Raw genomic sequence first — 14,512 nt, 5'->3', positions numbered from 1 at the left:
TCGTCCCCCTATCGACCGATTTCATCGGCCTGGAATTCATTGGAGATAGCAGCGATTTGCGGCAGCCAGCTTTTATAAGTTTTCAATGAGAAAGCTGGGAAACCAAGCAGGTAGTGATTGCCATAGGTTCGTCCATTGAAGTTCCATTCGATTAGAAACAATTGCTGCTTGGCATGTGAAATCGGGATTTTCCCTAGCTCGGAAGTTCCATTAGCCTCCACCTCAAAGCTCCCTTCTATAAGCGTTTCATTGGAATCTGCATCCCAAATACGATAGGTGCCGGCAACTGATTCTCTGGAGTCATTGCCTGCGGCTACTCGGACATGCCAATTCTCAGGCTCATCGATCATTATGCAGACGGGGGCCTGGCTTCTTTTGATGTAATGAAAAGCCAGCTTCTTGCCATAGTAGTAATCAACGACCGCATCTGAGAATTGTGGCCAACCGTCAATCATATTCCACCAAATGATCCCTGTTTTACGCCATTTTTTGAGCCGCGCCGTCTCGATAAAAAACTTTTTGGCCTCGGCTTGGGAAATTTGCGAAGCGAGTATAAAGTCTTCCAAAGATTCAGGAATGGCCCCAAATAACTCCTTAATTTGATTCGCCATTAATTGGATACGCGTCGCGTTATGTCCTTGTGAGCCGCTAACTTCCGTTGCGTGGGCCATCCATTGCTCATCCTTACTGTTAAACGGCCATAGATGATCGGGTTCGATGAACTTCTGGATCGACGATAGATTCGGACAGCCATGGTAACCAATTTCACTGATAAAATGGTCCGTACTCGTCTTATAAAAGGTGCTTTTATAATAATCGCGCGGCCCCCAAAGATGCCGCTCAGGAGCTAAGTTCATGTTCCCTGATCGGATGACCTCAGGAGATAAATAAGGAGAGCTTGGCAGATAAGCCCGGTGAGGATCATATTGCTGGATCATTTGCGGAAGCAGGTTACGGGTAATCTGATTCACACCGGGATCAGGCAACCCATACCACTGATAAGCTTCGTCACATTCATTATCCCCGCACCATAGGACAAGCGAGGCATGATTCCGCAGCTTTTTGACAACGGAGCGTGCTTCAAGCCGAATGGACTCACTAAATTCGGGCGTTTGGGGATAGACCGCACAAGCCATTGCAAAGTCCTGCCAGACCATTAACCCATGACTGTCGCAGAAGTCAAAAAATGCATGGTCTTCATAGACGTTTCCTCCCCAGCAGCGGACGATATTGCAGCCTGTATCAGAGAATAGCTGAAGTGCGTTCTTATAGCGACTGGCGTCTCGGCTATGAAACGCATCCATCGGAACCCAATTTGAGCCTTTGCACATGATCGAGATGTGGTTGACTTTAAATAGAAATTCGCCGCCAGCCTCAACAGTCGTTGTTTCTGTGCGAATGAAGTCGACTTGACGAACCCCGATGCGCTCCGTATGTGAAGCAAGTGTACGTCCCTGATAGATCAATTCCGTTGTAACCTCATAGAGATGGGCTTCCCCATACCCATGTGGCCACCAGAGCTGAGGATTCGTTAGGGATATGGTTAAGGAGCCTGTGTTGAATAAGACGGGCCTACTCATCTGAAACTCGGAGGTACCTGATTTACCTGTTACTCGAATCTCCAATCCATGATAAAAATACGCAGGATCTGTTGCCACTCGGTAAAATAATCCGATTTGTGCAGCAGAAAGATTTTTATCCACGGATAAGGTATAGAAATAAAGCTCACTCCAAGCATGATCCTCACGTGCGACCAAAGATACGGATCGCCATATGCCTGCAGAGACCACGCGGGGCATAATATCCCATCCGAAGTTATGAGGCGCTTTCCTCACAAATAACTGCTCGCCATTGGTAAGCGGTCCATAACAAATGGCGTCAGTACTACGCTGCATAGCTTCAATAATAGGCGAACGCAACCGTACAAAAAGCTTGTTCACCCCATCGCAAAGCAGTGAATGCGTGGTCTCGAGTCTTATCTCGATCAACATATTGTCGCTGGAGCCAAGCTCTTCGCCGTTCAACCAATAGGTTGCGCAGCAATCTACACCTTGGAACACCAGTTCGGTTCGCTTGCCCGCCATCGTCGGCGGAGCGGAAAACTCTAAGCTGTACCACCACTCATAAAGCTCGTATGGACGGAGTTCATTGATATTTGTTCCCAGGAAGGGCTCAGAAATCAGGCCGCTCCTTACCAAGTCGAGCTCGACATTCCCAGGTACCTGAGCGCTTATACAAGGCAAATTTAAGCTATTTAGCTCATTTGGATGGTGGATAGGCCATTTTCCTTGAGGAAAATAAATAAGCTTCCATTCTCCATCTAAACATGTTGCAGTTGTCATAGGTAATCCTCCTTAAATAGGTGGGAATGAACCCATTGTAAAAGGATGCTTCAGAAAAAACTTGCCGTATGTTCAGAACAATTGCATGATTTTCGGTTATGACTAATTTTGAAGGAAAATGCCTAATGTGAAATATACTTTCCCAAAATCATCGCCTAAAGTGGAGTTGTGCAGTGAGAAAGATTTGAAATCAGGCTGACCTCGGGTGAAATGATTTTACAATTGAAGGAGTTGCGCGCCCATGAATGTAGAGAGCCGCCGACAGACTGCGGAAGCATTCATTTTTGCAAAAGAAGAGAACATGTCTATCCGATACCGTCCTTTAGCCAAGCTGGGTATGGTATTGCGGAGTCATGCGGATGAGGATCATCCGGACAATATCATTTACGCAGAGGGAATAGACTATGTCGTCGATTACGATCGCGGTGTCATTCGCCGGACGAAGCAAAGCCGGATCCCGGATTGGTCCCGTCACGAATTATACGGCCAAACGGTGTTTGATCATGCAACGTTCAAAAACTGCAGCAATCGTGAATTTACCGTGTATGGGGATTATGTGTATGATAGCGATCCGTTTACGGAGTTCTTCGTTGCCCACGATAGCGGAAATCGAGCCAGGGTGGAGCGCTTGCTTTCCAAATTGCGAACCGGCGAGGAGAGTTCGATCGTTGTTTTTGGTGACAGCATTAGTGCAGGTGGGGAAGCGAGCGAAGAAAAGTTTATGTACTTTAACCGGGTTCATCAATTTCTCAATGACTACTATCCGCGCAGCCGAATCTGTCTGTTGAACAAATCAGTCGGAGGTGAAACGAGCAAAGATGGAAAGAATCGCATACAGCGCGATGTCATTCCTTTGTGCCCTGATCTCGTGATCATAGGATTCGGTATGAACGATCAGAACAAATATGGTGAAGAGTTGGGCGTTTCGCCGGAGGATTTTGAAAGCAATCTATGTCAAATGATCGAGGCCGTCAAGAAGTTGGACAACTGCGATCTTGTGCTCGTGACGCCTTGCCTGCCGAATCCGAAATGGTGGTATGCCAGCGGATTGACTGGCACGTATGCGGAAATCATCCGCCGGCTGGGCCGGGAATACGGCGCCGGTGTAGCTGACGTCACAGCGGTTTGGGAGCAGGAACTTGAAGCCGGCAAATTGCCGGAAAGTCTGCTTCTGAACAACATCAATCATCCGAATGATTATGGGCACTGGCTTTATTTCCAAGCTTTTGTCCCGCTGCTGAGGGATCATCTAGAATTCACAAAACCCGCCGCCCAGCACTCGGAGACACCCCATACTTACTTTTAAAACAACGAATAAAATAAGGCAAGGAATTAAAGCCGGAAGCCATCGCTATTTCCGTAACAGGTAAGCTGGAATTGAGCAGCAGCCTATGGGCATATTGAAGTCTATGCTCCTGCACATATTGCTGAAACGATTGGCCGATGATGGTACTGAATTTTTCGCTGAAATAGTTCGGGCTCCAAGACGTGTGTGCTGCTGCTTGTTTCAAAGTAATCGGTTCACGAAAATGGAAATCGATATAGTTCAGGGCTTTGCGCAGCTTGATCCGTTCTGGCACATCGCTGGAAGGCGTGTCTAATGTAGGTCCAGCATCCGTCGAATCATACGCAGCAGATCGACAAGCAATCTGTCCAACGTGGCGCGGATGGCTTGTCTTTTGCCGATTCTGGATGCTGTGCTTTCTGCTAATAATCTGCGACATTCCTTTTCGATGTTAACCCAATGCTCACCTTCACAGCGAACGATCAAGCGATTAGGCTGCCTAAAGAGGAAGAGTCGCAGCTCCTCATCGAGCCACTCTTCCGTAAATTTCAAATTGATTAAACGAAGAGGGAAGCCTGGGACAGGAATGATGGTATGAAAGTCAACAGGGGTTAGCAGGTAAACCGAGCCTTGGACGAGCTGGGATGACTCTCCATTCAGAATTTGCGTTCCTTTTCCAGATAGAACAATCTCCATCTCAAAAAATTCATGGCCATGCAAATCGTGAAACCGGCTTACCTCATACTCGGAGATGCTGAAATGAAAGGATGGCGTGAGAAATTCATCGATCATATACCGATATGTCGCTGGCATTTTTCGCATGTCTACGCTCCTCTTCTTAACTTTCTTATGTGTAGTATACAATATCAACTGCATGAGTTGGAGGAGATAAGACGCTTTTCCTTCCACGCTTACCAAGCTTAGATGAACTCACTTGATTTGGAGTTTTCCAACCCTATGGAAAAGCAGATTACTTACACATTTTGAAGGAAAATACCTAGTTTATAATGTACATTCCCTGGGGCATTCCCTAAAGTTGGGGTATCGACCAAGATGGCAGGCAAAATTTCAAAGCTAGGATGTGTTGGATGGATGGTAAGAACTTTCAAGAAAAATTTCGGGGTGACCCTGCTGGCGCTGCCAGGCTTCCTGCTTATTTTACTGTTTAATTATGTTCCGCTTTATGGACTGCTGCTTCCGTTTAAGAATTACCAATACACTCTGGGAATATGGAATAGCCCTTGGGTGGGGTTAGACAATTTCGGTTTCTTATTTCATGGCAATGTGCTGTATCGCGTTCTGCGCAATACGATCCTGTATAACATGGTGTTCATTATGTTAGGGACGTTTCTCTCCATCGTCATTGCCTTATTGCTGTTTGAGCTGAGCCGCAAATTTGTGAAGGTCTATCAAACGATTCTGTTCATTCCTTATTTTATTTCCTGGGTGGTCGCTGGCTTTGCCTTCAGGGCGCTGTTTGATATGGAGCATGGCGTCATCAACAGTATCTTGGTTGCCGCGGGCAAAGCGCCGATCCTCTGGTACAGCGAGCCGCAATATTGGCCGTATATTCTCGTGGCGGCTGCTGTCTGGAAGGGATTGGGGTATGGATCTGTGATCTATTACGCCGCTCTGATGGGCATTGATGCCGAGTACTATGATGCTGCGAAAATCGATGGAGCAAGTAAGGTTAGACAGGCTTTTTCGATCTCAATTCCTATGATCAAGCCGATGATTATCATGTTGGTTATCCTGCAAATTGGAAGTATTTGCTATAGTGATTTCGGACTTTTTTACAATGTGACGCTGAATTCATCCTTGATTTATGAGACAACAGATGTCATCGATACGTTCGTTTATCGTTCTCTCATAGATATGGGCGATATTGGGATGGCATCAGCAGCAGGCTTTTTCCAATCGATCGTCGGGTTTTGCCTAGTGTTGTGCACCAATACTATCGTGAGAAGAATCAACCCGGAAAATTCACTTTTCTAAGGAGCATCGACTATGAATCGTCAAAGAGCAATTCGGCTAAAGCCTGCATTCACGACGGGGAAATTCGTGATTCATATCCTGTTTATCTTGTTGTGTGCGGTATGTGTGTTTCCTTTTCTCGTTATCATCGGCACCTCTTTTCAAACGGAAAATGACATTATCAAATTCGGCTATTCGATGATTCCGAAGAACTTCACGTTAGATGCCTACAAGGTGATCCTGCACGAACCTAAAGTTCTATTCAATTCCTACTTGGTTACGATCGGTACGACGGTTGTAGGGTCTCTCATTGGGATGTGGGTAACCACGACCTACGCCTATGCGATTTCGCGTAAAGATTATTCCTATCGCTCGTTCCTGGCTTTTTTCATCTTCTTCACGATGCTCTTTCATGGGGGGATGGTTCCTTCCTATATCCTCATGGTGAAGTGGTTGGGACTCCGCGACAATATCCTGGCACTCATCTTGCCCTATCTGATTAGCGGCTGGTTCGTGCTCTTGATGAAAGGATTCTTGCAGACCATACCGGATGCGATCATCGAGTCCGCGAAAATGGATGGCGCAGGGGAACTTCGAATCTTTACGCAAATTGTGCTGCAAATATCGAAACCGGCACTCGCGACCCTGGGTCTGTTCTTTGCGCTTCAGTACTGGAATGACTGGTGGCTGACCTTACTTTATATGGATCAAGATCATCTCATGAAGCTGCAATACTTACTGATTCGGGTTCTCAAAAATATGGAGTATTTGAATTCAAGCGAGGCCATTCAATATGGACTTGTGAAACCGGGCATGCAAGTACCTTCCTTAAGTGCTCGCATGGCGATGTGTATTTTGGCTGCAGGACCGATGTTGCTTGTTTTCCCTCTGTTCCAGAAGTACTTTGTGCAGGGATTAACGGTAGGTTCTGTCAAAGGTTAATAGTTTCAGGTGCAGGAAAATCATACGGCATCTGTAAATTATATAAAGACAATATAAGGGAGGCAATCCATTTGAAAGATAAAAAGGCAAAGTCTTCGACATGGTGGGCATCAGGAACATCCGTCTTGCTGGCAACAACGATTGTGGTGAGTGGCTGCAGTACAACCGAGAAACCGAAAGCAGGCGCCGGCCCGGTTGCAAGCACGGAGGCAAGTGCGAATCTCACGAAAGATTTTGTGGATATTAGCTGGTTCATGCCCAAACCTATTGACAACTTGAAGGACCAGGAAGCGGTTGAAGCGGAAGCGAACAAATTAATCAAGGAAAAACTGAATGCCAAACTGCACTTTAACTTGATTGATAACGCAGGCTGGGAAGATAAGATCAAGCTGAAATCAGCTGCAGGCGAGCCTTATGATCTTGTTTTTACTTCGAACTCATCCAATAATTTAAATACCAATGTGCAAAAAGGGGCATTTCTGCCGCTGGATGACTTATTGCAGAAGTATGGTCAAAACATATTAAAGAAGGTAGATCCGCGCGCGTGGAAAGCGGTTACTTATAAAGGGAAAATTATGGCGATTCCTGCCCAGACCCCTTATAGTCCGGCATCTGCCTATGTTTTCAAAAAAGATCTAGTTGAAAAGTATAATTTTGATTATAAGAGCGTCAAGAGTCTTAGTGACTTAGAGCCATTCCTGAAAACGATTAAAGAGAATGAGCCGAACATCATTCCAGTCATTGCAACAGCCAATGGAGCGACCTCTGGTGTAGGATTACCCGACTATACAACAGTTGTAGGCGGGATATCTTTTAGCGAGAAGGAAGGCAAATTCGTCAAGACGCTTGATATTCCTCAGAATTATGAGAATTATCGAATGATGAACGACTTCTATAAGAAAGGCTATATTGCCAAAGACGCGGCGATCAAAACGGATTATCTGGCAGAAGCGAAATCCGGAAAATATGCCGTGCTGCGCGACTCAGGCGGTTATACCGAGGATGGGTCGAAATCGACGAGCACTTATGGATTCCCGACTGTTGAAACATTTAGCTCACAACCGACGATATCCACGGCCTCCATGACGGCAGCTGCGACAGCGATTAGTGCAACGTCGAAGAATCCGGAAAGAGCGATGATGCTGCTCGATTATATTTGGAGCGATAAGTTCTTATTGAATACACTTGCCTTTGGCGTGGAAGGAAAAAACTACACGGTTAAATCGGGTACAGTGAAAGATGATAAACCAACTATTGTAGCAAAAAGTGGAGCTGAACAAACTTGGGCCATTTGGCATAACTGGCTTGGGCCGCTTTGGGATCAGTGGGATTCCAACTGGAATACAACGAAAGCTTTGGAAGCCATGAAAAAGACAAACGAGAACGGCAAGGCTTCTGGTCTGCTTGGTTTTGTTTTTAATAATGAGTCGGTCAAAGCGGAGATTGCGCAAATCAATGCCGTCAATAAAGAGGCGAATCCGATCTTTACGACGGGATCCATGCCGGATTATCCGAAGTATGTGGAGGAAACGAAGAAGAAACTGGTAGACGCTGGCATCGATAAAGTAATGGCTGAGATTCAGAAGCAATATGATGCTTGGAAGGCAGAGAATAAATAAAGGTTAAGCTTATGACAATACAATGACTCTACGAATAAGAAGTAGAGTCATTGTTTCTAATCATGCAAATTCAGAAGGAAAGGGAGTTTGATGATGAGTAAAAAGCTGTACGGCATGTTCCTTACATCCTTCATTGTTTTCGCTATCCTATTTGTTGGTCAGCCGGTCGATGTTAGAGCGGAAGCCGCCAATCCTGAAGTGGGTTATTTGATTGACGAGAATTTTTCGTTTTTGTCAGCCTTGACGCCAGGGAATAGCCAGCCGTCCGGGTGGGATGTTCGCGCTGCAGGAGGGGCTCTGGTCTCCCTGTATAACACGAATTTCAAAATCAGCGATACGAGCACGGTACTGCCCGTTTCGATGAAGAAGAAATTTGTTTCGCAAAGCGCAGGCACGCTGACCATGGAATTTCGCATTAAGCCTATGTCAGTCATTGACGGCTTGAAGTGGCAGTTGCTCAGCGATGAAGTCGTAGGCGTCAGCTTACTTACACAAAACAATATGCTCAGTCTGGAGACCGCAAACACCGTAGTTCCCCTACAAGCCTATACGGCAAACATCGAATATGGGATCAAGGTTGTTATCAACCTGAACACGCACACAACAGATGTGTACATTAATGGCATCATGAAGGCGAACGGTGCAACGTTCAAAAATGCGGTAACGACACTGAACCAGTTTCAAGTGCAAACAGGCGCTGCCTCCATGGGGGACTTCTTCTTTGGTCCTTTGAAAATTTATAAAGGGTACGCCGTGAATGAAAGACTTATTTCCGTCGTGAAGGGCGGCGCCATCCCGCAGGATTGGTCTGCAGTTACGTCAGGGGGCGCCATTACCGTCGAGAGCATGCTTAGTTCGCCGCAGCCGGATATTAACAGCATGAAGCTGAACGCGGCTAGTAGCACCGGCAGTATGAGTCTGTCGAAAGCGATATCGCCAATGGCGGATAATTTTACCTACGACTTCAAAGTTCTATACAAGCAGAAGGCGGATGGATTGGATGCTGAGCTAAAAAGCGGAACGACGAGCGTCATCAAACTAACGACGGTGGGCGATGATTTGGCCTATGTCAACAGCAGCGGGCAACCAGTCTCGCTGGATTACAAGTATTTAGCGAATCTGTGGACGCACATTCAGATCAAAGTGAATTGGGCGACAGCGACAGCGGATATCTATATCAACGATAAGCGCAGCGCTCAAGGTGTAGCACTGGCTCCGGGCGCAGTTTCCGTCGACACCCTCAAGTTCACGACCTCCTCTTCGTATCGGGGCGAAATGTGGCTGGATGACATTCTCATGTATAAAACGGTACCGCTTCCTGCCGACTATGTGCCGGCTCCTGTTGCGGTCAGTAAGAGCACGGACGCTCCGGCTGTAGGCGTCCAAAGCTGCCCGATGTGGCGAGAAGGCCATCATCTGGGGTGGGATATGATTCAGCCTTACCCGGATCGGACGCCTCTTCTAGGGTTCTACGACGAAGGCAGCCCGGAAACGGCGGATTGGGAGACGAAATGGCTCATAGATCACGGCATCAATTTCCAGATGTCCTGCTGGTTCAGGCCACTTGGCGGAGACACCGATCGGATGCCGATTAAAGATTCGTATTTATCGCATGCTTTGGATAACGGCTATTTTAATAGCCAATATAGCAATCAAATCGATTTCGCGATTATGTTTGAAAACCTCAATTCCAAGGTCCAGGATGCGGAAGATTTCCGAACGAATCTGATTCCGTACTGGATTGAATATTATTTTAAAGATCCGCGTTATTTGAAGATCGATGGTAAACCTGTTTTCACGATCTACAATTATGATGAGTTAGTAAATGCTTTTAAAGGCAGCAATAACGTGAAGCTGGAGCTGGATAACTTACGAAGCGAAGTGGAAAAAGCGGGGCTTAAGGGCATTATCCTGCTGAACGTGTATAACGGGACGGACCCCCAGCAGTTGAAGAAACGCAAAGATGCTGGCTTTGATGGCGTGTATGCGTATTCCTGGGGCTCCTTCGGCGGCCATCCGGAGTTTCAGAAGCTGAAGATGACGCTAGAGAGGGATGCCGGCGCCATCGATATTATCCCTGGTTTGAGCATGGGCAGAGATGATACGGCTTGGGGCTTGAACTTCGGTTATTATGCGACGCCGTCGGAATTCCAGTCCTTGGCGCAGTGGACGAAGGATAGCTTTATGCCATCGCTTCCTGCAGGCAGTCTAGGCAAAAAGCTGGTTATGCTGGATAACTGGAATGAGTTCGGAGAAGGACATTTCATTATGCCTGCCGGTCTGGCCGGCTTTGGCTACGTGGACGCCATTCGCAATGTATTTGCCGGCAGCGCGCCGCATACCGATAGCGTGCCGACGCAAGCCCAGAAGGATCGGATCAATACCCTGTATCCCGCGGGGAGAGTGGTTCCTAATTTGAACCGACCCCAGCCCGTGATGACCAATGTCTACGGGAACATGTGGGAGTTCAATACTCCGGGCGATGCGGAGGGCTGGACAGTCGAGAAGCAGATTGTGGGCGTGACTGTGCAAGACGGCACTTTTTCCGGCGTATCGAACAATACCGATCCCGGTATTCGATCCGCAGATCACCTCGGGATTAAGGCGGAGGATACTCCCTATCTCGTCATTCGCATGAAGAACGGTACGAACGATATCGACGGCCGATTCTTCTTTACGACAGAGGCGGATGGGACTTGGAATGAAGCCAAGGCCGTCGGCTTTTATGTGAACCCGCTGGATAACGGGTATACAGACTACGTTGTTGAGGCGTGGCAAAACAAGAACTGGACGGGAACCATCCGGCAATTACGCATCGATCCGACTTCCTCCGTCGGGCCAATCAGTATCGATTACATTCGAACGATCTACTCGCCGCAGCCCGGTATTCGGACTTACGTCGACGGCACTTACAAACCGTTCAGCCAACCGGCCCTTCTGCAGGACGGCATCGTGATGCTTCCTATGAAAGATATGTACCTGCAAATCGGGGCGAAGCCGGAATGGGATCCATTGAACGATACCTTGGTAGCCGTGAAGGATAACGTGGTTTATCGACTGAAGGTTGGCGATAGCGTTGCCTATAAGGGAAGCCAAGCGATTACGTTAGAACATGCTCCCGTCAAGCTTGCGAACGGAACAGTAATGGCGCCGCTCAGTTATCTTCATCAGGCCTTTGGCGCGATTGCCAAATGGGATGCGGCTACACAAAAAGTTAATGTGTATCCAACGGCGATTACATGGGATTTTACGACGAGCAGCGGTTGGACGGCCAACAGTCAGATCGCGAATCCCGTCGTTGCGAATGGCGTCTTCAGCGGAACTTCAAACGGGATTTCGGGAAGTGTCCAGCCAGCGATTCTTTCACCGGATGATTTGCAAGTTGCAGCTTCTGATATTAGGCGGATTCGCGTCCGAATGAACAACATGACAAGCGGCGACGAGGCGAAGGTTTATTTTACGACGACCACGGATAGCAATTGGAATGAGGCGAAAATGCTCTCGTCTTATATCCACCCGAACGATGCCGTCTATCGGGAATATGTATTTGATACCTCGAGTCTAGCTGCCTGGACGGGAACCATTAAGCAGGTTCAAGTGGTGCCAACGACGGCTTCCGGAGCCTTCAGTCTGGATTCCGTTCAATTGGAAATAACGCCGACAGTTGCTGTCAAAGGGGATAATCTCATTGAAGATCCGGGATTTGAGGGAAGTAAAACTTCACAATATGGACTGGAGAATGCGACTGCTGTAAAGGATACGACACAATCTCATAGCGGCCATCAGTCCGTCAAGATCACGAAAACGACACGTTACGGCAGTATTAAATTTCCATTGAATGTGGAAAAAGGAAAGGCCTATACGTACTCCGCATGGGCGAAGCTGGCAAATGGTTCGTCATCGAGCGAATTTTTGAGGGTGGGAATCCAATATAACTTGGACGGGGTCACCAAGCAACTCATTATGTTTACAAGCCCAGGCTTGAAGGCGGGAGATTGGACGCAGGTCGAAGGTACTTACACCATTCAGGAATCAGGAGTCGTATCTAATGTTCTCATGTATCTCTATACGGAAATTAACAATCCAGGCGGCGTTTATTACGTCGATGATGTAGCGGTCAAGTTAGTGACAGATTCGGGAAGTCCGGCTTGGATACATCCATCGAATGTAAGCTTGGGTGTGACTTCACTCACGGTCGGTGTTGATAAGACTAAGGCACTGGTCCCTCAATTTACACCAGCGAATGCCAGCAACAAAGAATTAATTTGGCGTTCGAGCAATCCGGGTGTCGCAACGGTGGATGTGAATGGCATGGTGTATGGCGCAAGCTTGGGTACAGCGACCGTCACGGCAACAACAGTAGATGGCGGAAAAGTGGCATCCGTGCTCGTTACCGTAGATGCAACGGTTGGGGTCTCGGGAGTGTCGCTAACGCCAACCACGCTTAGCTTGCAGCTGGGCGATAAGCAAACGCTTGTCCCGACGGTAACACCGGCCAATGCAACCAATAAGCTGATCAAATGGGAATCCGGGAATCCGATTGTAGCAGTCGTCGATGCCGATGGGATAGTTACAGGCGTGGGCACGGGCACAACCCAAATTAAAGCAATCTCCGATGATTCGGGTACGCAAGCCGTAGCCGCGGTTACGGTAACAGCACCGACAAACGTGGTGCAAGGCACAAACCTTATTGTGGATCCGGGCATGGAAGGCAGTACGTTAGCGGCTCCTAACTACCCTTATCTGGCCATGCCTGAGATGACTTCTGCGGAACATCATTCGGGCCAGCAGTCCTTGCTGTTGACGAAGAATGATCGATACGGAGGCGTTAAATTTCCCGTCTCACTTGTAAAGGGCAAACCCTATTACTATTCAGCTTGGGCGAAGCTAGCATCTGTTTCTACAAAGACCGAGACGATCAGAATCGGCTTGCAATATAAAGTAGACGGTAATCCTAAGCCTACACAGTATATTATGTTCGTCAGTCCACCCCTGAGTGCTACGGAATGGAAGCAAGTTGAAGGGAGTCTCATTATTAATGAAACGGGTGTTGTAACCGAAACGACCATGTTTTTATATACGGAAGGTGCCGGCACCCCGTTTTATGTCGATGATGTGGAGATCCGACCGTTAGCTGTGGATACTGTCCCGCCCGTTACGAGTCATGACGCTCCTTCCGGTTGGGTAACGACGGCTCAAGTCGTTCATCTGACGGCCACCGATGGGGAAAGCGGCGTCGCAGGGACGTTCTACAGCTTGGACCATGGGGTCTACACAAGCGGAAATACCGTGTCGATTGCAGGGGAAAGCGTGCATACGCTGGACTTCTATAGCAAGGACGTAGCCGGCAATCAGGAAGCGACGCAAACGGTAACTGTCCGTATCGACGGAACGTCTCCAATAACAACGTCCGTCGTTGCCCCATCAGCGCCGGACGGACCAAGCGGTACCTACGTCAGCCCCGTTACGGTCACATTAAGCGCTTCGGATAACGTGTCTGGCGTTGCACAGGCCGTCTATAGCGTGAATAACGGAGCGACATGGACGCCTTATACAGCTGCGCTCACCTTTGATAAGCAGGGGGCCTATACGCTCCTGTACCGAGCAACCGACTTAGCGGGCAATAGCGAGACAGCCAAGAGCATAAGCTTTAATCTCGCCGCTACAACGGTGAAGGTTCAGCTCAAGGACAGCACCGGAAATCCATTATACGGCGGAGTGGTCAAATACTACGACGGAGGATGGAAAGACTTTGGCGTAACGGATGCCTTGGGAACTGTAAGTAAGTCTTTACAGGATAAAAGCTATACCTTTGGCATCACTTATGAGGGAACGTATAAGGAGATTGTACAACATACAGGAACGGACGGTGTAGTCGTATTTCAGACCGTCAAGGCCAAGGTGCAGTTGAAGGACAGTCTGGGGAATCCGTTGGACAGTGGTACGGTGAAGTATTATGCAGGAAGCTGGCGGACCCTCGGCCATACAACCGGAGGCGAGATCAGCAAGGAGTTATTGCCTAGCTCCTATACCTTTGGCATGACTTATGAGGGAAAAAGTAAGGAGATTGTCCAACATACAGGAACGGACCCCGTAGTCGTATTTCAGATGGTCAAGGTCACGGTACAGCTGAAGGACAGTCAAGGGAATCTGCTAGACGGTGGTGTAGCATCCTTCTACTCGGGAAGTTGGCAGACGATTGGCGTGACAACAAGCGGAGGAATCAGTAAGGAATTATTGCCTGGTTCTTATACCTTTGGCATGACTTACAACGGGATTTACAGAGAGATCGTCAGTAACATAACGACAGATTCAACGGTTGTATTTCAACTGTAAAAGGAGTATGGAAA

General features: G+C 47.9%; 8 protein-coding genes. 5 read left to right on the top strand and 3 right to left on the bottom strand.

What is annotated here, in order from left to right; genetic code table 11:
- Window positions 1-8: 8 nt before the first annotated feature.
- A complete protein-coding gene (locus tag WMW72_RS10545) occupies window positions 9-2,342 on the bottom strand; it encodes a glycoside hydrolase family 2 protein (RefSeq protein WP_341415407.1) in 2,334 nt (777 codons plus the stop codon).
- Window positions 2,343-2,583: 241 nt separating this feature from the next.
- On the opposite strand from WMW72_RS10545, the gene WMW72_RS10540 reads away from it, so the two are divergent.
- Complete coding sequence (locus WMW72_RS10540) at window positions 2,584-3,648, top strand: SGNH/GDSL hydrolase family protein (RefSeq protein WP_341415406.1); 1,065 nt, start codon at window positions 2,584-2,586, stop codon at window positions 3,646-3,648.
- Here the strand turns inward: WMW72_RS10540 and WMW72_RS35560 are convergent.
- Both WMW72_RS35560 and WMW72_RS10535 read right to left on the bottom strand, forming a co-directional pair.
- On the bottom strand, window positions 3,599-3,922 hold the full coding sequence (locus WMW72_RS35560) for a helix-turn-helix transcriptional regulator (RefSeq protein WP_423227534.1): 324 nt from the start codon (window positions 3,920-3,922) through the stop codon (window positions 3,599-3,601). The two genes, WMW72_RS10540 and WMW72_RS35560, sit on opposite strands and share 50 nt — an antisense overlap.
- 17 nt (window positions 3,923-3,939) lie before the next feature.
- A complete protein-coding gene (locus tag WMW72_RS10535) occupies window positions 3,940-4,449 on the bottom strand; it encodes an AraC family ligand binding domain-containing protein (RefSeq protein WP_341415405.1) in 510 nt (169 codons plus the stop codon).
- Between the two features lie 231 nt (window positions 4,450-4,680).
- Between WMW72_RS10535 and WMW72_RS10530 the strand changes: the two genes are divergently transcribed.
- The 4 genes from WMW72_RS10530 to WMW72_RS10515 all read left to right on the top strand — a co-directional run bounded on the left by WMW72_RS10530 (window position 4,681) and on the right by WMW72_RS10515 (window position 14,498).
- Window positions 4,681-5,622 (top strand): ABC transporter permease, encoded by a 942-nt coding sequence (locus WMW72_RS10530; protein ID WP_341415404.1) that lies wholly within the window; start codon window positions 4,681-4,683, stop codon window positions 5,620-5,622.
- Between the two features lie 12 nt (window positions 5,623-5,634).
- Complete coding sequence (locus WMW72_RS10525) at window positions 5,635-6,543, top strand: carbohydrate ABC transporter permease (RefSeq protein ID WP_341415403.1); 909 nt, start codon at window positions 5,635-5,637, stop codon at window positions 6,541-6,543.
- A 71-nt stretch (window positions 6,544-6,614) separates the two neighbouring features.
- Window positions 6,615-8,162, top strand: coding sequence for an ABC transporter substrate-binding protein (locus WMW72_RS10520; RefSeq protein WP_341415402.1), 1,548 nt, complete (start codon window positions 6,615-6,617; stop codon window positions 8,160-8,162).
- Between the two features lie 90 nt (window positions 8,163-8,252).
- Window positions 8,253-14,498 carry an OmpL47-type beta-barrel domain-containing protein gene (locus tag WMW72_RS10515; protein ID WP_341415401.1) on the top strand — a complete coding sequence of 2,082 codons (6,246 nt, stop codon included), beginning with the start codon at window positions 8,253-8,255 and terminating at the stop codon, window positions 14,496-14,498.
- The last annotated feature ends 14 nt before the right edge of the window (window positions 14,499-14,512 follow it).

Source organism: Paenibacillus filicis (assembly GCF_038070315.1).
GTDB classification, from domain to species: domain Bacteria; phylum Bacillota; class Bacilli; order Paenibacillales; family NBRC-103111; genus Paenibacillus_G; species Paenibacillus_G filicis.
This window is presented reverse-complemented; position numbering and strand designations above follow the sequence as displayed.